The following is a 20,306-nucleotide window of genomic DNA, read 5'->3' as shown; positions in this document are numbered from 1 at the left end:
TTATTTTTTAAAAAAACTACTTCCTTGTCAGTTTGAGAACACTGACAATAGTATTCTCTCCAACTACAGCGTCAGATTTAAAAATGCCCTCTACCATTATGCTGAAATGGGAAATTTTTCCTGAATGGAATTTTATGCTTCAATGTCTATTTTATGTTCTGAAGATTCTCGGGGTGTAGTTTTACCCTCAGGTTGTTCTTCCTTCTTTTTAAATTTTTTTCTCAGTTTATATTTTGCAAAAACAGAACCTTCTTTTACAGATCTTATAGCGCTGTAAGGTCTCAGGGGATCTATTTTATCTTCAGGGTTCATTTTTTAACTCAGTAAATAATCTTTTTGTTGGTCAAACTTAATTTTGAAGAGTCCTATAAGCTCATTTATAGCATCCTCTGTCAAACCAAGAGATTCAAAGTCTATCTGCGTTATAAATGGCTCTTTTAATCCTATCCCAAGATTAAGACATATCTGGTCTGCAACTCTCACAATATTACATATATCCGCAAATGCCTGATCTTCATAATCTGGATATGGATTTGTATGATGGTAGGTTATTACCATTTCTAATTTTTCTGGAAGTTTCCATTTTTTTGCAATAAGATTGCCTATAAGCGTATGGTTAAATCCTAAGGTTTCATCTTCAATTTCTATTACCGGACGATTTTCTTTATACATTTTTTCATAGATTTGAAAATAAACTTCTGGCATTGCATTGTTTATAACTGTTTTACCTACATCGTGGATTAGTCCACAAACCAATGCCTCATCTGAAGTTACCATCTGAGTTGCCATAGCAAGTAAACTTGAACAAAGAGCCACTCCGAGACTGTGTTCCCACAGTCTTTGCTCAAATACTCCAAAATTTCTATATAAATCCCTTAATGAAGTTGCAATAACAAGCGACTTAAGAGTTTCAAAGCCAATGAGAAGTATTGCCTGAGAAATATTCTCAATTTTTCTATCACGACCATAATAAGGAGAATTTGCTATTCTTAAAAGTCTTGTTGCAAATCCCTGATCTCTGGAGATTATCTCCTCAAGAGCTTTTAAAGAAGCATGATCATCATAAATAAGTCCCATAACTTTCATGGCAATTGGTGGCAAAGAAGGTATGTCAACTGTTTTAAGAATTATTCTTTCTATAATTTCTTCCTGCAAAAATACCTCCTACACTGCATTTATTATTTCACCAGCCATCTCTTCAAGAGATACCACTTTATCAGCCAATCCTGCCTCTACAACTGCTCTCGGCATACCATATACTACACAACTTTCTTCATTTTGAGCAAATACCCTTCCACCTGTTTCTTTTATTTTCCTGCATCCCTTTGCTCCATCATTACCCATTCCTGTAAGAATTACTCCGAGAGTCCTTCCAGGATAGGATTCTGCCACAGACATCATCAACACATCCACACTTGGACGATAGATAAATTCTTCTCTGTCTTCTGAAATAGAAACAAAAGTTTCAATGCCTCTTCTTTTAATTCTCATATGTCCTCTACCAGGAGCAACATATACAACACCTGGCTTTATAGGCTCGCCTTCTTCAGCCTCTTTTACTGAAAGCTGACTTAGCTGATCAAGTCTTTCAGCAAAAGGCTTTGTAAAATTAGGTGGCATATGCTGAGCAATTACTACAGGAACAGGAAAATCCTTAGGTAGTTTTGGAATAATCTCCTGAAGAGCCTTTGGTCCTCCTGTTGATGTTCCTATGGATACAATACCTACTTTTCTTTCTGTTGTTATTCTTGTTTTAGGAATCTCAACCTTAGGAACTTCAATTTTGGGCTCAGCAGGTTTAATAACAGGTTTTCTTTTTACAAGCCCTCGTTTGCCAATTGTTTTAATTTTATCAATTAACATTCCCTTAATTTTTACAATGTTTACAGAAAGCTCAGCAAGATTTTTAGGGATAAAGTCAACTGCACCAAGTTCCAATGCTTCAAGAGTAACTTTTGCTCCTTCAGTTGTCAGAGAACTTACCATAATAACAGGAACAGGACATTTTTGCATTATCTCTTTCAGCGCAGTTATGCCATCCATTCTTGGCATTTCAACATCCAGCGTTACAATATCAGGCTTGAGTTCCTGAACCATCTGAACAGCCTCAACTCCATCCCTTGCTGTTCCAATTACCTTAATTTCAGGGTCTTCCTGTAGCATAGCTGTTATTGCCTTTCTCATAAAAGCAGAATCATCAACTACTAAAACTTTTATCATAATTAACACTCCTTAAAAACCAAATTCTTTAAGAAGCTCATCAACATCTTCCTGTGAAACTTTCTCAACTTCTTTTGTGACAGCTTCCTTTTCCTCAATTTTTAATCCAAAAGTGGTTATAAGACGGATAAGTTCAATCTCAAGGTCTCCTACAAGATTGATTACCTTTTTAAGAACCTGGCCTGTAAGATCCTGAAAAGACTGAGTTGTGAGAATCTCTGTTAAATCATCTTCAAGAGAATTTTTAAAATCTCTTAAGAATTCTATGCTTTCCTGTGGTCCTTGAAGTCCTCTTATATGATTCGCCAGATCATCCATTTTTAAAATATATTTTTCAACAATTTCCATTGTTTTATTTGCTGCCTCTTCTGTTTTATCAATTACCATCTGAAGTTGATCAACTGCTCTTGGCATTCTTTCAGTAGCTATTTCTTTTAATCTTGGGTCAAGAGCTTCTCTAAAACTTTTCAAAGAGTCATGTAGTTTTCTGGCAACTTTTCCTACTTCTTTAAATAGATCACTCTGACTTTTCTGAATTATATTATTCATTATTCTGTCTGCATACTCATAGTCTCCTTGAGCAACTGCATTCATAAAACTGGTTATTTCCTCAAGTAAAAGATATTTTGGATCATCCTTTGTTATACCTTTTTTTTCGTAAAATCTTATGGGATCTACAATTTCACTTACTGTGACTTCTCCTGCAATGCTGCTGACTTTTTTTACAACTTCTACTTTATCTCCCTCCTCATGAACTTCAATTATTTCTTCCTCAAAAAGGCTCTGGTCTTCTGCAGGAATTAATTTTTTTATATCAAGTAAAACAAGTAATCTATCGTTTAAACGAGCAACTCCTTCTATGGCACTCTGTCCATGCTGCATAAACTCTTCAGCGGATTCAATTTCTTTTTCATCTATGTTTACCACTCCAGTAATATTATCAACTAAGGCACCAAAAACTGCCCTGCCCGATGAGACAACAACTACTTTTCCTGCAACTGTTTCTTCTTCAATGCCAAGAATTCTTTTTAGATTTACAATGGGAATTACTCTACCACGAAGATTTGTGACTCCTTCAACATAAAAAGGCACTCCAGGCATTTTCGTAATTTGAGGAAGCTTAATAATTTCCTGAACTTGAAGAATAGGAATAGTGTATTCATTTTTACCCAGAATAAAACCAATATACTGTTTCATTTGCCATCTCCTTAAATTTATTTCATAGTTAAGACTTTTCTTGAAAGCAAAGCAAGGTCAAGTATTAAAACAACCTTGCCATCTCCTGTTATTGTAGCACCCATTATTCCACATTCTTCAGAGTCTACACCATTTATAGTTTTTATGACAATTTCTTCCTGCCCAAGCACAGAGTCCACAGAGATACAAAATCTTTTGTCTCCCACACTTGCTACAAGAACATATTTTCTCTGATTTTCAGCACTACCAAAGGCTCCAAGAATTTCATTGAGCATAAAAAGTGGCAAAACTCTGTTTCTTACTGTAAGAACCTTTTGGCCTGTTACTTCTTTAATTTCATTAATATCTACTCTTAAGGTCTCCTCAATCATAGATTGAGGTATAGCATAAACTTCCTGCCCAACCTGAACCATCATAGCCTGAATTATTGCAAGTGTAAGAGGTAAACTTATTCTGAAAGTTGTGCCCTTGTCTTTTTCAGTAAATATTTCTACATATCCATTTAGTTTTGCTACATTGGATTTCACAACATCCATTCCAACTCCTCTGCCACTCAGCTCTGTTGAGACATCCTTTGTGGAAAAACCTGGTAGAAAAATTAAATTTATTATTGCCTCTTCAGACAGCTTTTCAGCTTCTTCTAAGGTTATAAGCCCTTTTGTAATTGCCTTTGCTTTAACTGCTTCAACATCTATTCCTTTGCCATCATCAGATATATCTATAACAATCTGAGTTCCCTTTTGATAGGCATTAATAACAATCTTGCCTTGTGATGGTTTTCCCTTTGAGATTCTCTCTTCAGGTGTTTCTATTCCATGATCTATTGAATTTCTTATTATATGAACAAGTGGGTCTCCAATATGCTCAATAACTGATTTGTCAACTTCTGTATCTTCGCCAATAATTTCAAGATCCACTTCTTTCCCGAGGGTTCTTGCAAGGTCTCTCACCATTCTTGGAAATTTTACAAATACTTTTTGCAGCGGCTGCATTCTCATCTTCATTACCGCAAGCTGAAGATCTGAAGTAACTCTGTCAAGAAAGGCTGTAGTTTCAACAAGTCCTTCTATATGTTCATCCCCTGCGTATTTTGCTTCAAGTTTATTTGAAAGATTTAAAAGTCTGTTACGTGCAAGAACTATCTCTCCAGCAAGATCCATAACCTTATCTATCCTTTCAACATCAACTCTAAGAGTGGAGACTTCTTTTTCTTTTGGAGCCTGTGCAGTGGATTCTCTGGGCTCTGTAGTTTTTACTTCAACCTCCTGAGATTCAATTTTTTCAACTTTTTCAATAACTTCACCGGTTTCTGAAACCTTTTTCTGAGAAGCTTTCTGAAGAGCACTATCAAGTAAATCAAGAATTGGCTTAATATCTTCTTTAGGTTCTTCTTTTGCTTTAATATGAGAAATCAAGATTTTTAATGTATCTACTGCTTTAAGAATTGCATCGGTGAGTTCTGGTGAAATTGAGATTTCACCTTCCCTGACTTTTTTCAGAATTGTCTCAGCTCTATGAGCCACATCAACAACATTCTGAAATCCAAGAAATCCTGCAGCACCTTTAAGAGTATGCATTCCTCTGAATATCTCATTTATAATTTCAGGGTCCTCACCTTTACTTTCAAGCTCTACAAAAAGAGGATCAATCTGTTCAAGAATCTCTTCAGCTTCCACTATAAATTCATTTATTATTTCATCCATCTCATCAGCCATTATTGTCCTCCTTTAAGAGATGGTTTTTTCTGGGCGATTTTTTCAAGCTTTTCTTTAAGAACCTCTCCTGTAAAAGGTTTTACTATGTAATTGTCAACGCCTGCTTTAATTGCTTCAATAACTTTTTCTTTTTCAGCTTCTGCTGTAACCATCAAAAATGGTATATCCTTAAGCTGAGGGTCACTTCTTATATGTTTTAAAAGTTCTATTCCCTCCATTACAGGCATGTTCCAGTCCGAAACAACAAGTCCATAATCACCTGCTTTTAACTTTCTTAAAGCATCTTCTCCATTTTCTGCTTCTTCTATATTTTCAAATCCCAGCTGTTTTAAAAGATTTTTTACAATCCTCCGCATTGTTGGAAAGTCATCAACAACCAGAACTTTTATTTTAAAATTAAACATCTTACCCCTCCGTTATCTATTAAAAATTTTTTTTATTATTTTTTTCATGCTCTCAGTAATCTGCTCAGCATTTGTAGGTTTTACAAGATAGTCATCAACACCTACTTCAAAAGCTCTCTTTTTTTCATCTTCATCAGCTTCTGTTGTTATCATAACCACTGGAATGTGAGAAAAATCAGGATTTGCTTTTACCTGTTTTGTTAGCTCTATTCCATCCATGTATGGCATATTCATATCTGTAAGAATTAAGTTTATTTTCTCAAGTCCAAGCTTCTGCAATGCTTCAAGTCCATTTTCAGCAGTAACAACTTCATAGCCTTTGCTTTTAAGAATCAGAGTAATCATTTTTCTTGTTGTTTTATCATCATCTACTACAAGAATTTTCATAAAGTTTTCCTCCTCTCTAAACTTTTTGATATACAACAACTTTATTTATAACAACAGGACGAAAAGCCCTTGTAATGTTATGAAGACTTTCTGATGTCCCCACAAAAAGATAACCCTTTGGACGCAAAACATCATAGATAAGAGAAACTGCCTTTTTCTTTGCCTTATCATCAAAATAAATTAAGACATTTCTGCAAAATACCACATCCATGCCTTTAAGTTGTTTAACTTCTTTTTCTTCTATAAGATTTATGTTCATAAATTTTACCATTGACTTTACAGTTTCAGAAAGAACATAAATACCACCTGAATCTTTAAAATACTTTGCCATATACTGAGGTGGAACATTTCGAACAGAGTAAGAGCCATACATGCCTCTTTTTGCAGACATTAAAACTGATTCACTTATATCAGAAGCATATATTTCCTTTCTAATTGAAACTAATTCAGGTTTTTCAAGTAATATCATCGCAATTGTATATGGTTCTTCTCCTGTAGAGCAAGCAGCGGACCATATTTTTATGTCCTTTCTGCCCATTTGGCCATTTTCCTTAATTATTTGCGGAATAAGATCATTTGAAAATACTTCAAATTGTTGAGGTTCTCTGAAGAAAAAAGTCTCATTTGTTGTAACTGCGTCAAAAAGTCTTCCTATATCATGTTTATTGGCACTGTATTTTAAGAAATAAAGATAGTCTTCAAAATTACGCAGATTTTTTTCCTTTAAAATTCTGCTCAGTCTGTTTTCAAGAAAGTATTTTTTATTATCAGGCACATATATTCCTGTCTTTTCATAGATAAAATCCCTCAATTGTTTAAAAACTTCATCATTTATTGTTACAGAAGAGGAAGTAGTCTGAGTTATCATATTTTTTGCAAAACCTCCTCTATTTTTTCTTTAACTTCCCTGTGAGGATGTTCTCTTTTAGAAGCAAGAATGTCATAAACCTGAGCACCACCTATTTCTCCTAAAGCCTCCACTGTAGCAATTACAACAGGAGGGAATGGATCATCCAGAAGAGGAATGAGTTTTTCCATTAAAATTTCTGGTGCACAAGCTTTGCTAATTGATTTTACAGCATAATATCTAACCCATGGGTCTTCATCTTCAAGACACTGAAACAATACATCAGAACAAAAATTAGCTTCTCCAAGAGCTAAAATAGCTGCTTTTTTTAACTCTAAGGCATCAGATTTAATAAATTCAAGAATTTTAGCTATAGCTTCTTCTGTAGCAACTCTACCAAGTCCGTATATAGCAGCTTTTTGCACTTCTTTGTCTTCACATTGAGAAAGCATATTTAAAATATCTATTGAATAAGTCATTCCTGCCAGAGCCTGCTTTACTTCTTTTTTATAAGACTTTAAATTTTTTAAAAATCTCTCCTGATCAATTGATATAAGAGCTGCAACAATTGCTTCAATAATGTCTGGATATGCTTCTTTTTCAAGTAAATGATAAAGAGGCTCATAGGCTTCTGGAACTCTTATCATTCCAAGAGCTTCTATAGCTGCTTTTTTCACATTTGCATCAGGGTCTTCAGTGCTCCTTTTTATAAGTGGCTGTAATACTTCTTTGTCACCAATTTCGCCAAGTGCTTTTGCAGATGCTATTCTTATGTCCCTTTTTATGTCTTCAAGAAGTTTTATGAGAACTGGGACTGCTTTTTTACTTCTTAATTTACCAAGCACTTTTATAACAAAAGCTTTTGCTCTATACTTAAGTTTGTTTTTTTCAATCATTGAAATAAGTTCATCCTCTGAATCTATTGAAAGTAAAGTTTCTTGCAAAGCCTCTATTTTTTCTTCATAGTCAAAACAACTTGGATCAAGAGCTCCAGCTTCTTCTACAATAAGAGGAACAGCCTCTACAAGATTTAATAGTTTTACTGCCTTTAAAGCTATCAGCTTTTCTTCCCACTCCTGTTCTGCAAAAATAGAAAGAATTTCTTCCTTTAAACCCTGTCCATCTGGAATTATGCCTATTCTTATTAAGGCTTTAACAATCTCCTTCTTTTCATCTTTTGTTGCAACAGGAAAATATTTTAAAAGGGGAGCAGCAACTTTTTCTGTTCCTATTTTCCCGAGAGTATCAATTGCTTCTGCTTTAATTAAAAGAGAGTCAGTACTTAAAAGAAGCTCGCCTATGCTTTCTGAAGCCTCTTCTGCCTTGAGTTGAGCAAGAGCCTGTAAAACATAAAAAACAACCCATTCTTCATCTTTCAAACACTCAATTAAAATAGGAATTGCTTCTTTGTATCCAAGTTCTCCTAATGCATGAGCAGCAGCAGCCCTGACATTTCCGTTTTCATCTTTAAGTAAAGGAAGAATTCTTGCTCCATCAAATCCTTCTTTTATATCTGCAATTAAATCAAGGGCAAACTTTCTTATATCAGAGTCTTTATCCTTGAGAAGTTTGTAAATAAGCTCTGGTGCTCTATGCCCTATTTCTTTAATTATTAAAATCGCAGTGTTTCTTAAATAAGCTTCTTCCTCTTTTAAAAGCGGAATAACCATATATGTAACAACTTCGCCTGAATTTATTAAAAATCTGTTTTCATTGCCAAGGGAAATTAGAGATTGCATCGCAGCTTCCTGAACAGCTGTGTTTTCATCTTTTAAAGCTTTAATTAATGGATAAACTGCTTTTTCATCAGCATGAGCAAGCTCTTCTGCTGCCTTTCTGCGGATCGATGGGTCAGGATCGTTTAAAAGCTTAAAAACTATCTGCTTTATATTTTTCATAATTAAACCTCCAAAGGCAGTTGATAATATTATACAAAATTTTTTATTTTATTTTTCAAAAAAGTGTCTCAGTTTTAAAAGTGCTTTACCGTGAATCTGACTTACTCGAGAAAGAGAAACTCCCAAAATCTCTGCTATTTCTTTCATATTTAACTCTTCATAATAATAAAGAGATAAAACGAGCTTTTCAATTTTTGGCAGTTTCTCTAAAGCAGCTGACAATTTTTCTTTAAGTTCACGAAAGTTAATCTCCTCAAAAATATCTTTTTTATCTGATATGACTTCAAGCAGATTTAATTTATCTCCCTCTTTACTCATTACAAAATCATCAAGACTTATTACATCAGAAGCTGTTATACTCTGGTAAACTTTCTGTAATTCTGTATTGGTGATATTTAAAAAATTCGCCAATTCTTCATCTGTAGGATCTTTGCCAGATTGTTTTAAGGCTGTGTAGGCGTTTTTTAAATCTTGTATCTTTTTCCTAAACTCTTTTGAAAAAACATCAAGACAGCGAATCTCATCAATTATAGCTCCTCTTATTCTGTAATCTATAAATGAATGAAGCGGAACATTTAATGAAGGGTCGTATTTATTTAATGCTTCAAGCAATCCCTTTATCCCAGCAGAAATTAAATCATCCAGTTCGAGAACAGATTGAACAATATGATAATATCTTAAAGCATAATGCTTTATTTTCGGCAAAAATTGTTTAATAAGCTTTTCTTTATCATCGTCAGAGTAAAACATAAACTATTTAATTAAAGCTTTTTTGAGGAAAAACTGCATACCTCCTTTTAATAAATTAACCTCTTTTTTAAGTAATTGCTTTGCAATTTCTGTAAGTTTTTTTGAAAAATCAGAGGTTGGATAAAGAGTTATATAGGGTTTCTGGGCAATCACAGCCTCCTTTATTTTTTCGTCATAGGGAAGTTCTCCAAGCCAATCAAGTGAAATACCAAGAAATCTTTCAGTAACCATTGAAAGTTTTCTAAAAGTCTCTTTTGCTTCTTTATGATTTTTAGTATTATTCACAACTATGCGAAAGTTGTGTTCTCCATGTTCTTTATAAAGCACCTTAATAAGTGCATATGCATCGGCAATGGAGGTTGGTTCAGCAGTGACAATCACTACTGTGTCGTGTGCTGCAGAGCAGAAAAAAGTTACATTATCTGAAATTCCTGCTCCTGTATCAATGAGAAATATATCATAGTCTTTGTCAATATTTTCAAGCTCTTCAATAATTCTCATTTTATGAACATAGTTAAGCTGAGTAAGCTCTCTTATTCCTGAACTGGCAGGAATAATATCAATTCCTTCAGGAGTTTTAACAATAATATCTTTCATTGATTTTTCACCTGAAAGCAGGTGCTTTATATTAAATTTTGGTGCTATCCCAAACATTATGTCTATGTTGCTTAAACCAATATCAGCATCCATAAGAAGCACTCTTTTTTGCATGCTTCTGAAAACTAAAGCAATATTTGTTACAAAGTTGGTTTTTCCAACTCCTCCCTTTCCACTTGAAACAGCTATAATTCTTGGCAAATTAGTTTTCACTTGCTCCTCCTATAACAAGATTTGTTATTGTCTCAGGAGGAAATACCCGGGCTTCAGGGTGTTCATAGGCTCCTGAAGTTATAAAACTTACAGGTTTACCTGATAAAACTGATAAATTATATAAATTCCCGTAAGTTTGTGCTAAATCAATTTTGCTGAAACTTATACAATCCACTGAAGCAGTATCCATTGTTGTTAAAACCCTAATACTTGAGCCTAATGACATTGATGCATCCATAACAAGGCATTTTTTTACAGGCATGTCTTTTAACAAATTCTTGAGTTGTCTAGCTATGCTTATGTTTGCATCTCCTGCAGTATCAATAAGAATCTTTTTTCTGTCAATTTCTTTGTGCATTACTTTGTAAAGTTCCTTTGAATCTTTTACAAATTTTGCTTCACATTTTAACTTTAATGCCAATTCCTTTATATAAGCAACAGATGATATTCTTGAGTCCAGTGAAAGAAGCATTATTTTTTGATTGTTGGTTCTTAAAATCTTTCCTATTTTATAAATTGTTGTTGTTTTGCCTACACCTGGTAATCCATAAAAAACAAATCCTTTTTCTTCATCAAAATTATTTTGGCATATTTTTAAGTCCTTTTCAATAGCGGTTCTTAATTCATTCATGTCATTAGCTCTTTCTATAAGCATTAAAGCAAGATAAGGTTCCACATTGTTTTTTATAAGAAAGTTGTAAAGTCCTCTTTTTGAGATATCATTAAGACAAGGGAATAACTTTGTAATACTTTCTCTTAAAAGGCTTACTTCAATTTTAAGTCTTTCTATTTCTTTAAATACTTCATGATCAACACCAGTAGTCAATCTGCTATTTAAACTGTCTTGATAAAATGCTTCACTGTCATCTATTGCAGCAGTAACCTCTACATAAGAATTATTTGAAAAAGGCTCCTTTTTAGATGAGGTTGACAGAATCACAGCATCAGGTCCCATCTCATTTTTCACTATTTCTAAAACCTCTTTAAAGCTCTTACCCTGAAATTTTTTTATTTTCATAGCAACCTCCTTAATCAGGCTTTACTGTAGCAAGCATCAATATTTTTACCCCTGAAGATATTTCCTGTGGTGATATCACAGGCAAAGAAGGAGCTATCCTTTCCATTGCCCTTTTTATAAATCTTCTTATTGCCTGGGAACATATTAAAACTGGCTGATATCCTTTAACTGTGGCTTCATCAGCCACTGCCTTTACCTTTTCAAGAGTTTTTTCCATTAAAACAGGATCTGGAGCAAAAACTGTGCCCTGAGGAGTTGTTTGTAACGATTCAATGAAAGTCCTCTCCAGAGAAGGATCAAATAAAATTGCAGAAATTGAACCGTCAGGATTCTGGAGGCTTTTTGTTATTCTTCTTGACAATGCCTGTCTGACATACTCTGTTAAAATGTCAGGATCCTTTGTTATGCTTGCATACTCTGCAAGAGTCTCAAGTATTGTCTGTAAATCTCTTATAGAAACTCTTTCTCTTAAAAGATTCTGTAAAACCTTCTGAACCTGAGAAAGAGTTAAAAGATTTGGAATTAAATCATCAACAACTCTTGGATGGGTTTTTGCAAGATTATCAAGAAGTCTCTGGGTTTCTTGTTTTCCAAGAAGTTCATAACCATAATTTTTCAAAATTTCCCTTAAATGAGTAACAATAACAGAGGATGCATCAACAACTGTAAAACCAAGCATCTGTGCCTTTGATACATCTTTTTCATCAATCCACAGAGCATCCACATGAAAGGCAGGATCCTTTGTTGGAATTCCATCAAGTTCTTTAGTAGGACGGGCGCCAATTGCAAGGAATTTTCCAGGAATTATCTCTGATGTTGCTATCTCAACTCCTTTTATAAGAATACTGTATTGGGAAGGCTTAAGCATTAGATTGTCTTTTATATGAATTGATGGAACTATATAGCCCATTTCCATTGCAATTTGTTTCCTCAAAGAACGAATTCGTTCAACAAGAGAGCTCTCTCCTTCAACAAGTGGAATAAGACTGTATCCTATTTCAAGGGAGATTGGATCAACTTTTAAAAGACTCTCAAGTTGAGCTTCAACTGTTAAAGGTTTTTCTTCAGGTGCAGCTACAGTAGGCACTTCCTTTTCCTTTTTCTCTCTGGTTAAAAGCAGATATGCTATTGCACCAGAGACAGCTGAGATAATTATAAAGGGAAAGTGAGGAAGTCCTGGAATCAAACCAAGTAAAAGAAGCACTCCTGAAGCAGTTGCAAGAGTTTTAGGATTTTTAAAAAGCTGTTTGAGAATATCCTCTCCAAGATTTGACTCTGTTGCTGCCCTGCTTACAACAATACCTGCTGCTGTTGATGTAATCAGGGCAGGAATCTGTGCTGCCAATCCATCACCAATTGTAAGAATTACATAGGTTTGCACAGCATCAGTTATGGACATACCCTTCTGAAGCACTCCAATTAATATTCCGCCAACAATGTTTATAATCATAATAATTATCGCAGCAATTGCATCTCCACGAATAAACTTGCTTGCACCATCCATTGCACCATAGAAATCTGCTTCTCTGCTTATTTCTTCTCTTCTGCGCCTTGCCTCTTTTTCATCAATAAGACCTGCATTTAAGTCTGCATCAATACTCATCTGTTTTCCAGGCATTGCATCAAGAGTAAAACGGGCTGAAACTTCAGCAATTCTTCCAGCACCTTTCGTAATTACGATAAAGTTAATGATTACAAGAATTAAAAACACAATCAGGCCAACTACAAAGTTTCCACTTACAACAAATTCTCCAAAGGCTTTGATAACCTTACCTGCTGCTTCTGTGCCAAGCTCTCCACGAGTAAGAATAAGTCTGGTTGAGGCAATGTTCAGTGAAAGTCTCATTAAGGTTGCAATTAATAAAACTGAAGGAAATACGGAAAAATCAAGTGGTCTTCTTACATATGATGCAACAAGAATAATTAGAATAGAGATAGTTATGCTCATTGTAAGAGATAAATCAAGCATAAAGGGAGGAATTGGCACAATCATGAAAATAAGTATAAGAATTATACCAACAGCAACAAGAACATCACTTCTTATATAATTCATTATGTTCATGCAATCTGTCTCCCTTTAAGTCTATAAACAGTTGCTAAAATTGTTGCAACTGCCTTATAAAGAGCTTCTGGAATCTCTCCTCCAACAGGAATTTTATATAAAGCCCTTGCAAGAGGCTTGTTTTCATAAATTGGTACACCTGCTGCCCTTGCAATTTCTTTTATTTTTTCAGCAAGAATATTTGCTCCCTTTGCAACTACCTGAGGAGCGTTCATATTCTTTGAATCATACTTTATACATACAGCAATATGAAGAGGGTTTGTTATAACAACATCTGCCTTTGGCACTTCCTGCATCATTCTTTTTCGAGCCATTTCTCTTTGAAGACTTCTTATTCTTGCTCTAACCATTGGTGAACCCTCTGTCTCTTTAAATTCTTCTTTTATTTCCTGTTTTGTCATTCTTAAATTTCTTTCATACTGCCACCTCTGATATGCAAAATCTATACCTGCAAAAACAGTAAGCATTATAAGGCATGCAAGCATGAGCTGGTAAATCTTTTGAAATGAAATCCCGGCAATAGCTTTTACATCCATATCAACCAAAAGCGGCAAAATATTGACATCTTTTTTTAAAACAAAATATATTACCAATCCCAAAGCAACCAATTTGAAAATTCCCTTTAGTGTTTCAAATAAAGCATTGAGAGAAAACATCCTTTTTATGCCTTTAAGTGGACTTATTCTTGATAAATCTGGAACCAGAGGAGCTCCTGTAAAAAGAAAACCTGTTTGAACAAAGTGAACAACTAAAACAGCAAACAAAAGAATTCCTCCAATTGGCGCAAACTGCAGGAGAAACCATTTTGTCTCCTCTTTTATGATTACAAGAATGCTCACAAATTCTGGATTTTTCACCCTTATAAATGACTCTTTCATGTGGTTTATTATTGAAACTAAAAATGTCCCTGAAAAAACAAAATAAAGAAGAATCATCCACGGACCAACTATGCTTGTAAGTTCCCTGCTTCTTGGAACTTCACCTTTTTGTCTTGCTTTTTCCCGTCTTCGCGGAGTAGCTTGCTCTGTTCGTTCTTGAAGTTCTTCTGGCATATATTACCTCAGCAAACCCATTAAAGCGTCTTTAAGATTTAAAAATGCCTTTGAAATAACCATTGTAAAAATAGGAATACTTAACCACACAATTGCAATTCCTGTTATAAGCAATAGAGGAAATCCTACAAAAAAAACATTTGCCTGAGGCATGATTCTTGATAGAAATCCAAGTCCAAGATTCATCAAAACTTGAACAAGTAGCACAGGCGCTGAAAGTTTTAATGCCAGAGGAAAAAGAAGATAGGAAAACTCAATTACATTTCCTGCAAATGAAAATTTTGCTGGTGCCTCAAATGTCTTAACCATAACTTCTACAAGACTTAGATGCAGATCAAGAGAAAAAAATAGGACTATCATAAACATCTCATAAAAAACAGTAAGCGGTCCCATAAGTTCACCAAACTGAGGATTAAAAACATTGGCAACTGCAAAACCTATCTGCATGCTCATCCATTGAGAGGCTGTCTCAACTGCTGCTATTATAACTCTTACCATTAAACCAATGGCTAATCCAAAAACCACAGCATTAAATAGAGAAATTAAAAAATTTTCTTCCTTCTCAGGGACAAATGGCATAATTGCAAGAGCTACTGAAAAGGCAAAAAAGAATCTGAAAATTAAAGGAACTGTTCTACTTCCAATATATGGAAGAAAAAACACAATTACAGAAACTCTGATAAAAACAGGAATAAATTTATAAATCTCAGTTGTAAGTAACTCCAGGTAGTTCATTTTACATATAAGGAAAGATTCTCAAAAATTCCCCGTGTGAATTTTGTCATTATATTGACCATCCATGGAATTGTAAGAAGAAGAGTTAGGAAAACAGCAATAACTTTTGGAACAAAGCTAATTGTCATCTCCTGTAACTGTGTAATTGCCTGAAATAAACCAATAACAAGACCAACAATAAGGCTTACCAAAAGAACAGGACCACCAACTAAAAGTATTGTCTCAAAGGTTTGTTTTGATATATAGTTTAAAAACTCTACTGTCATTTAAAACCTCCTGCAAGAGAGCCAATTATTAACTGCCATCCATCAACCAGAACAAAAAGTAGTAATTTAAAAGGCATTGATATCATAACTGGTGGTACCATAAACATACCCATTGAAAGCAATATACTTGCCACAACAATATCAATAACCAAAAAAGGTAAAAAAATTAAAAATCCTATTTCAAAGGCTCTTTTAAGTTCACCAAGAGCAAAGGCAGGCACAACAATCTTCATTGGTAAATCCATCGGAGTTGCAGGTTTTACCTCAGTTTTTGAAAGTTTAAGAAATAATGCAAGGTCCTTCTGCCTTGTCTGCTTTAACATAAATTCTTTAAATGGAACTGAGGCTCTGTTGATTGCCTCTTGCATTGTTATTTCTTTTTTTGAAAGAGGGACATAGGCTTCATTGTAAACCCTATCAATAGTTGGAGACATTATAAAAAGTGTGAGAAATAATGCAAGACCTATGATTACCTGATTTGGTGGAACAGCAGGTGTTCCAAGAGCCTGTCTTAAAAGTGATAGAACTATAACAATTCTTGTAAAAGAAGTCATCATAATCAAAATTGCAGGTAGAAAGCTAAGTAAAGTGATAAATACAAGAATATCAACAGCAGATGAAAATCCAAAAAGTCCACCTTGAGCTTGAGGTGCTGCAAATGAAAAAGCTGGCGTTAAGATAAAACCAAGACAGAATAAGCCACCTTTAAAAATTTTTTTCCAGACAGTTTTTTCTTCTGTTTGTTCTGCCTCAAAAATTACTTTAATCTTTGAAGGATCAAGTTTACTTAATAGATTGATTCCATTTTCTGAAATTCCTACTAAAAGATATTCATCAAAGGCTTTTACAACACCTATGCCTTTTTTGTAACCTATTGGTTGATAATAAACAATCTGAATAAATCCTTTACCCGGGTTTATCTTATTTTTCATTAATCTGAGAACAATGAAAAGGGCTGCAATAATAAAAATTAAAGATGCTATGAGCTTGAAATACTCCACTTCTCACCTCATCCAAGTTGTTTTACTCTTTCCTGCGGGCTTATAATATCAGTAATCCTGATTCCAAACTTTTCATTAACCACAACTACCTCACCTCTTCCAATGAGCTTTCCATTAACATAGACCTCCATTGGTTCTCCAGCAAGTTTATCAAGTGCTACCACAGAACCCTGGGTTAACTGAAGAAGCTCCTGAACAAGAATTTTTGTAGAACCAATAACAACAGTTAATTCAAGTGGAATATCAAGAATGAATTCTATGTCTCTTATCTTGGGTTTTTCTTGAGTTGGAGTAAATTCGTCTATCTGAGGAGTTTGCACTTGCTGCTGCTTCATTGCCTTTTCCATTTCAAGAGCTTTTGCCATATCAAGCTCTTCTTCAAAATTTTCGTCTGTAGTTTCTTTAACTTCTTTTTCCTCCATTTTATGCCTCCCCTGATATTTTTATTGCATAGTTTCCTTTAAATGTGCCGAGCTTTCCTTTAAACTTCGGTACACCCTCAACAAGCAGATCCATGTCCTCGTCTATTCTTTTTTGAAGATTAACAATATCACCTACTTTAAGCTCCAATAAAGTTTTAAAATCTATTGTTACCTTACCTAAAACTGCTTCTACATTAACAGGACACTGTTTTATTTGTGCCTTAAGTCTTCCTATCCATTTCATATCTATTTCGTCTCTGTCAGCAAGAAAAGCACTGTAAAGTTTTTCCTTGATTGGCTCTACAGAAGAGTAAGGTATGCAAACCATAACTTTACATTCTCTGGTTTCAATCTCAAGCGTAAACTCTGTTTCTATAACTACATCTACAGGTGTAACAATTGTGACGAACTGAGGATTCATCTCACTGCGGATGTATTGAGGTTTTACAGGAAACACAGGTTTCCATGCTTCTTCCATAGATTCAAGAAACATCATTACAACTTTATGAATAATTCTCTGCTCAATTGGAGTAAACTCTCTTCCTTCAGGTTTATAGTATCCTTTACCAGAACCTCCGAAATAAAACTCTATAAGAGAGAAAATCATTGGCGCATCAAAAACAACAAGACTAAATCCTCTCAAAGGCTCAAGCTTTATGATATTTAAGCTCGAAGGGAAAGGAACAGAACGCAAAAAGTCATAAAATTTTGTTATGTTAACATTCACATTGACAATCTCTACAATTTTTCTTATGTCTGAAGAAAGAGCTATTCTGAAATTTCTTGCAAGACGCTCATTGATGATATCAAGGGAAGGCATTCTACCGCGAACAATTTTTTCTTGAGATGTAAAATCATAGGGTCTTATTCCAGAAGGAACTTCTGCTGTCTCTGTTTCTACTTCTCCTCCTGAAATACCTTTCAGTAAAGCATCAATTTCTTCTTGAGATAAAATTTCGTCGTTTGGCATGGCTACTGCATTACAAAATCTGTAAGATAAACATTTTTAACTGTGTTTTCGCCAAGAATCTGATTCACTCTCTGCTTTATCTCGTCCTTAAGAAGTAGCTTACCCTCAGGAGTAATTAATTCATCAGATGTTTTATTTGTAAGAAGAGTTATTATAGCATCCCTTATCTGGGGTGTTTTGTTTTTTGCCTCTTCAGCAAGTTTAGCCTGAGAAAGCTCAAGTTGAACAGTGACCTTAAGATACTTTGTTCCACCCTGATCCATCAGGTTTACCACAAATGGTTCAAGAGCAAAATTTACACCCTGAGATTCTGCTGTAGAGCTTTTAGTATGCTCAGTGCCTTTACCTTTGTCCAGGAGAAAAAAATAAGCTCCTGCTGCACCACCTACCAATACTATAGCAATAATCAAAAATAGAAATTTACTTTTTTTCTTCGGTTTTTCCGGTTGTTGTTTTGCTTCATTTTCATTGTTTTGTAATTTGGCTGTTTCTTTTGGCATAGCTTGACCTCCTCGAGTTCTTTTCTAAATTTAAAACATTTAGCATAATTTATGCCAGATTCTGGAAATTGTCTAAGATTACCATTAGAAAAAAAACAAATTTAAATATTGCCAAATTTTTGACATTTAGATTTTGTTTTTGACAGCCTATCTTGAAAACCACTTTTTTATTTCATTAATTGAAAAAAACTTTTTTATTGGTCTTCCGTGAGGACAGTGGTCAGGATCAGAAGTTTTTTTAAGCTCTTGCAATAAAGCTTTTATTTCAAAGCAGTTAATTCTGTCATTTGCCCTTAAGGAGCTGTGGCAGGCGATAGTAGCTGCAATTTTTCTTTTAATTTCAATAAAGTCTGGTTTATCAATTTCCTCTTTAATGGTAACAGCAATGCTTTCAATTATTCCTGCTATATCAGCATATTGAATAATTTCAGGTACTGCCCGGATTATTATTGAGTTTTTACCAAAATCATGAGCTTCAATACCCAGTTCTTGAAGCATTTGCAGATTCTCTTTTATTAAAACATAATCATCAGAGCTTAGATTAACAATTACAGGAAAAACAAGTTTTGCAATTTTCTCTTTCATTTTATTTAAAATTTTTTCAAAATTCACTCTTTCATGTGCAGCATGGTAATCAAGAAAAATTACTCCTTGAGGTTGCTTTACAACAACAATTGAATCACCGAGATTTAAAAATTCAAATTCTGCAGAGTCTGCAGAAAAAACAGAGATCTGTTCTAAATAGGATGAATCTGCCTGCCACTGTACAGTTTCTTCAGCAACCATTGATGATTTATACTGAAACTCAGCCATTTTAAATATAAGCTGATGAATTTTTTGACAATTGCGAAATCTTACCTCCTTTTTTGCTGGATGAACATTAAAATCTACATCCTGTGGTGGCACAGTTATAAAAATTAAAAACTGTGGATAATTAAGTTTAAAAGCTTTGTATATAGTACTCACAATAGATTGTTCCCGTACAGGCCTTCGGTTTACAAAAATCAGTTGCAGTTTTTTGTATTTTTCTTTAGGCTTCTCTCCTATAAAAAGCTCAATTTTATAGTAATCTTTTGAAATCGTTTTAAATTTAAGAGTTTCTACAATTTCTGAACCGAAAATCTGCAATACTCTTTCATAAATTGTGTCTGCCCTGGGTATGTTTAAAATTTCCTCTTCATCAATGAATAAGGAAAAAGAAATCTCTGGATAGGCAACACAGTAATTCTGAAAAGTTTCAATAATGTGTGCTTTTTCAGTATAAGAAGACTTAAGAAATTTCCTGCGCACAGGAGTGTTAAAAAAAAGATCTGTAATCTGTATTGTTGTTCCTTTGGTTACTGCTGGTTTTTGCCATTTTAAAGTGCCAGCAACAAAATAGGCTTCTGTGCCGGTATTTTCTGTTATATGCTGGGTAATTATTTTTATTTTGCTTACCCGGGCAATAGAATAAAGAGCCTCACCTCTAAATCCAAGTGATGAGATTCTAATAAGATCTCTGTCGTCTTTTATCTTGCTTGTGGCATGTCTTTGAAAGGCAAGCAAAACATCCTCAGAAGCAATGCCCTCTCCATCATCAATCACTTTTATTTCAGCAATCCCAAAATTTTTTATATAAACAGAGATTGAGTTTGCACCTGCATCTATTGAGTTTTCAATAAGTTCTTTTACTACACTGGCAGGTCTTTCAACAACTTCTCCTGCAGCAATTTTTCCTACAATGCTTTCAGGAAGTATTTGAATTTTTCCCATTATTTTGTAAATTTACCACCATCCAGGTCCATATTCAAAATACCATGGAGGTGAGCCATACCACAACCATAAAGAAGGATGCCAGTAAGGTTTATATCTTTTTTTCCATAAATATGTTGCCTGAGCCTCAATAAGAGGAAAAGTATAAGGCATTGTATCAATTTTCCCTTCTTTTAACCCTTTAAATTTCCCAACAACTGTCAACAGTCTTCCTTTTGTATAGAGTTCACAGTCAAGAAAATTTTTTGAAATCACAATAAATCTTCCCTCTGAAGTATCTCCCTCCTCTGGATAGCCTTC

At 34.3% G+C, this 20,306-nt stretch carries 22 protein-coding genes; all 22 read right to left on the bottom strand.

All coding sequences use genetic code 11. The annotated features are described in order from the left end of the window. Nucleotides 1–132: 132 nt before the first annotated feature. On the bottom strand, nucleotides 133–312 hold the full coding sequence (locus ACP5O9_RS01600) for a hypothetical protein (RefSeq protein ID WP_428723313.1): 180 nt from the start codon (nucleotides 310–312) through the stop codon (nucleotides 133–135). Nucleotides 313–315: 3 nt separating this feature from the next. Next, a complete protein-coding gene (locus ACP5O9_RS01595; protein WP_353686564.1) occupies nucleotides 316–1,155 on the bottom strand; it encodes an HDOD domain-containing protein in 840 nt (279 codons plus the stop codon). 9 nt (nucleotides 1,156–1,164) lie between these two features. Continuing rightward, nucleotides 1,165–2,220: a protein-glutamate methylesterase/protein-glutamine glutaminase gene (locus tag ACP5O9_RS01590; RefSeq protein ID WP_353686563.1), complete on the bottom strand. Its 1,056-nt coding sequence runs from the start codon at nucleotides 2,218–2,220 to the stop codon at nucleotides 1,165–1,167. A 12-nt stretch (nucleotides 2,221–2,232) separates the two neighbouring features. After that, nucleotides 2,233–3,417, bottom strand: a complete 1,185-nt coding sequence (locus tag ACP5O9_RS01585; RefSeq protein ID WP_353686562.1) for a protein phosphatase CheZ — start codon at nucleotides 3,415–3,417, stop codon at nucleotides 2,233–2,235. Between the two features lie 17 nt (nucleotides 3,418–3,434). Further along, the gene (locus ACP5O9_RS01580) at nucleotides 3,435–5,132 is read right to left on the bottom strand and encodes a chemotaxis protein CheA (RefSeq protein ID WP_428723312.1); all 1,698 of its coding nucleotides are present in this window, start codon (nucleotides 5,130–5,132) and stop codon (nucleotides 3,435–3,437) included. Then, nucleotides 5,132–5,536 (bottom strand): chemotaxis response regulator CheY, encoded by a 405-nt coding sequence (locus ACP5O9_RS01575; protein WP_353686560.1) that lies wholly within the window; start codon nucleotides 5,534–5,536, stop codon nucleotides 5,132–5,134. The genes ACP5O9_RS01580 and ACP5O9_RS01575 overlap by 1 nt, the downstream gene beginning before the upstream one ends. 12 nt (nucleotides 5,537–5,548) lie before the next feature. Next, nucleotides 5,549–5,923, bottom strand: a complete 375-nt coding sequence (locus ACP5O9_RS01570; RefSeq protein WP_353686559.1) for a response regulator — start codon at nucleotides 5,921–5,923, stop codon at nucleotides 5,549–5,551. A 16-nt stretch (nucleotides 5,924–5,939) separates the two neighbouring features. Next, nucleotides 5,940–6,791 carry a CheR family methyltransferase gene (locus ACP5O9_RS01565; protein WP_428723311.1) on the bottom strand — a complete coding sequence of 284 codons (852 nt, stop codon included), beginning with the start codon at nucleotides 6,789–6,791 and terminating at the stop codon, nucleotides 5,940–5,942. Next, nucleotides 6,788–8,668 carry a HEAT repeat domain-containing protein gene (locus ACP5O9_RS01560; RefSeq protein WP_428723310.1) on the bottom strand — a complete coding sequence of 627 codons (1,881 nt, stop codon included), beginning with the start codon at nucleotides 8,666–8,668 and terminating at the stop codon, nucleotides 6,788–6,790. Before ACP5O9_RS01560 ends, ACP5O9_RS01565 begins: the two co-directional genes overlap by 4 nt. A 48-nt stretch (nucleotides 8,669–8,716) precedes the next feature. Beyond that, entirely contained in the window at nucleotides 8,717–9,418 is a 702-nt protein-coding gene (locus ACP5O9_RS01555) for a sigma-70 family RNA polymerase sigma factor (RefSeq protein ID WP_353686556.1), read from the bottom strand. Nucleotides 9,419–9,421: 3 nt separating this feature from the next. After that, nucleotides 9,422–10,228 (bottom strand): MinD/ParA family protein, encoded by an 807-nt coding sequence (locus tag ACP5O9_RS01550; protein ID WP_353686555.1) that lies wholly within the window; start codon nucleotides 10,226–10,228, stop codon nucleotides 9,422–9,424. Further along, on the bottom strand, nucleotides 10,218–11,246 hold the full coding sequence (locus tag ACP5O9_RS01545) for a hypothetical protein (RefSeq protein WP_424904764.1): 1,029 nt from the start codon (nucleotides 11,244–11,246) through the stop codon (nucleotides 10,218–10,220). Before ACP5O9_RS01545 ends, ACP5O9_RS01550 begins: the two co-directional genes overlap by 11 nt. Nucleotides 11,247–11,256: 10 nt before the next feature. Next, nucleotides 11,257–13,308, bottom strand: a complete 2,052-nt coding sequence (gene flhA, locus ACP5O9_RS01540) for a flagellar biosynthesis protein FlhA (protein WP_353686553.1) — start codon at nucleotides 13,306–13,308, stop codon at nucleotides 11,257–11,259. Further along, entirely contained in the window at nucleotides 13,305–14,360 is a 1,056-nt protein-coding gene (flhB, locus tag ACP5O9_RS01535) for a flagellar biosynthesis protein FlhB (protein ID WP_424904762.1), read from the bottom strand. Before flhB ends, flhA begins: the two co-directional genes overlap by 4 nt. Nucleotides 14,361–14,363: 3 nt before the next feature. Continuing rightward, a complete protein-coding gene (locus tag ACP5O9_RS01530; protein ID WP_424904761.1) occupies nucleotides 14,364–15,095 on the bottom strand; it encodes a flagellar biosynthetic protein FliR in 732 nt (243 codons plus the stop codon). Next, nucleotides 15,092–15,361, bottom strand: coding sequence for a flagellar biosynthesis protein FliQ (fliQ, locus tag ACP5O9_RS01525; RefSeq protein WP_353686550.1), 270 nt, complete (start codon nucleotides 15,359–15,361; stop codon nucleotides 15,092–15,094). The genes ACP5O9_RS01530 and fliQ overlap by 4 nt, the downstream gene beginning before the upstream one ends. Continuing rightward, entirely contained in the window at nucleotides 15,358–16,293 is a 936-nt protein-coding gene (gene fliP, locus ACP5O9_RS01520) for a flagellar type III secretion system pore protein FliP (RefSeq protein ID WP_424904824.1), read from the bottom strand. The genes fliQ and fliP overlap by 4 nt, the downstream gene beginning before the upstream one ends. 77 nt (nucleotides 16,294–16,370) lie before the next feature. Continuing rightward, nucleotides 16,371–16,784, bottom strand: a complete 414-nt coding sequence (gene fliN / locus ACP5O9_RS01515; protein ID WP_424904760.1) for a flagellar motor switch protein FliN — start codon at nucleotides 16,782–16,784, stop codon at nucleotides 16,371–16,373. A gap of 1 nt (nucleotide 16,785) precedes the next feature. Further along, nucleotides 16,786–17,754: a flagellar motor switch protein FliM gene (fliM, locus tag ACP5O9_RS01510; protein ID WP_353686548.1), complete on the bottom strand. Its 969-nt coding sequence runs from the start codon at nucleotides 17,752–17,754 to the stop codon at nucleotides 16,786–16,788. A 2-nt stretch (nucleotides 17,755–17,756) separates the two neighbouring features. Next, nucleotides 17,757–18,254 (bottom strand): flagellar basal body-associated FliL family protein, encoded by a 498-nt coding sequence (locus tag ACP5O9_RS01505; RefSeq protein ID WP_353686547.1) that lies wholly within the window; start codon nucleotides 18,252–18,254, stop codon nucleotides 17,757–17,759. A gap of 147 nt (nucleotides 18,255–18,401) precedes the next feature. Further along, the gene (gene mutL, locus ACP5O9_RS01500; RefSeq protein ID WP_353686546.1) at nucleotides 18,402–20,006 is read right to left on the bottom strand and encodes a DNA mismatch repair endonuclease MutL; all 1,605 of its coding nucleotides are present in this window, start codon (nucleotides 20,004–20,006) and stop codon (nucleotides 18,402–18,404) included. Between the two features lie 12 nt (nucleotides 20,007–20,018). Next, on the bottom strand, nucleotides 20,019–20,306 hold a 288-nt coding region (locus ACP5O9_RS01495; protein WP_424904758.1), incomplete at its 5' end, for a Slp family lipoprotein.

It is taken from the genome of Thermodesulfovibrio sp., from assembly GCF_049969575.1.
Taxonomy (GTDB): domain Bacteria; phylum Nitrospirota; class Thermodesulfovibrionia; order Thermodesulfovibrionales; family Thermodesulfovibrionaceae; genus Thermodesulfovibrio; species Thermodesulfovibrio obliviosus.
Note: the sequence above shows the minus strand (reverse complement) of the source record. Positions and strands in the feature narration are given on the sequence as shown.

Excerpts from the sequence above, each read along its gene's own strand:
- ACP5O9_RS01600 (WP_428723313.1), bottom strand. The coding sequence starts at position 312 with ATGAACCCTGAAGATAAAATAGATCCCCTGAGACCTTACAGCGCTATA.
- ACP5O9_RS01590 (WP_353686563.1), bottom strand. The coding sequence starts at position 2,220 with ATGATAAAAGTTTTAGTAGTTGATGATTCTGCTTTTATGAGAAAGGCA.
- ACP5O9_RS01585 (WP_353686562.1), bottom strand. The coding sequence starts at position 3,417 with ATGAAACAGTATATTGGTTTTATTCTGGGTAAAAATGAATACACTATT.
- ACP5O9_RS01580 (WP_428723312.1), bottom strand. The coding sequence starts at position 5,132 with ATGGCTGATGAGATGGATGAAATAATAAATGAATTTATAGTGGAAGCT.
- ACP5O9_RS01575 (WP_353686560.1), bottom strand. The coding sequence starts at position 5,536 with ATGTTTAATTTTAAAATAAAAGTTCTGGTTGTTGATGACTTTCCAACA.
- ACP5O9_RS01570 (WP_353686559.1), bottom strand. The coding sequence starts at position 5,923 with ATGAAAATTCTTGTAGTAGATGATGATAAAACAACAAGAAAAATGATT.
- ACP5O9_RS01565 (WP_428723311.1), bottom strand. The coding sequence starts at position 6,791 with ATGATAACTCAGACTACTTCCTCTTCTGTAACAATAAATGATGAAGTT.
- ACP5O9_RS01560 (WP_428723310.1), bottom strand. The coding sequence starts at position 8,668 with ATGAAAAATATAAAGCAGATAGTTTTTAAGCTTTTAAACGATCCTGAC.
- ACP5O9_RS01555 (WP_353686556.1), bottom strand. The coding sequence starts at position 9,418 with ATGTTTTACTCTGACGATGATAAAGAAAAGCTTATTAAACAATTTTTG.
- ACP5O9_RS01545 (WP_424904764.1), bottom strand. The coding sequence starts at position 11,246 with ATGAAAATAAAAAAATTTCAGGGTAAGAGCTTTAAAGAGGTTTTAGAA.
- flhA (WP_353686553.1), bottom strand. The coding sequence starts at position 13,308 with ATGAACATAATGAATTATATAAGAAGTGATGTTCTTGTTGCTGTTGGT.
- flhB (WP_424904762.1), bottom strand. The coding sequence starts at position 14,360 with ATGCCAGAAGAACTTCAAGAACGAACAGAGCAAGCTACTCCGCGAAGA.
- ACP5O9_RS01530 (WP_424904761.1), bottom strand. The coding sequence starts at position 15,095 with ATGAACTACCTGGAGTTACTTACAACTGAGATTTATAAATTTATTCCT.
- fliQ (WP_353686550.1), bottom strand. The coding sequence starts at position 15,361 with ATGACAGTAGAGTTTTTAAACTATATATCAAAACAAACCTTTGAGACA.
- fliP (WP_424904824.1), bottom strand. The coding sequence starts at position 16,293 with ATGAAAAATAAGATAAACCCGGGTAAAGGATTTATTCAGATTGTTTAT.
- fliN (WP_424904760.1), bottom strand. The coding sequence starts at position 16,784 with ATGGAGGAAAAAGAAGTTAAAGAAACTACAGACGAAAATTTTGAAGAA.
- fliM (WP_353686548.1), bottom strand. The coding sequence starts at position 17,754 with ATGCCAAACGACGAAATTTTATCTCAAGAAGAAATTGATGCTTTACTG.
- ACP5O9_RS01505 (WP_353686547.1), bottom strand. The coding sequence starts at position 18,254 with ATGCCAAAAGAAACAGCCAAATTACAAAACAATGAAAATGAAGCAAAA.
- mutL (WP_353686546.1), bottom strand. The coding sequence starts at position 20,006 with ATGGGAAAAATTCAAATACTTCCTGAAAGCATTGTAGGAAAAATTGCT.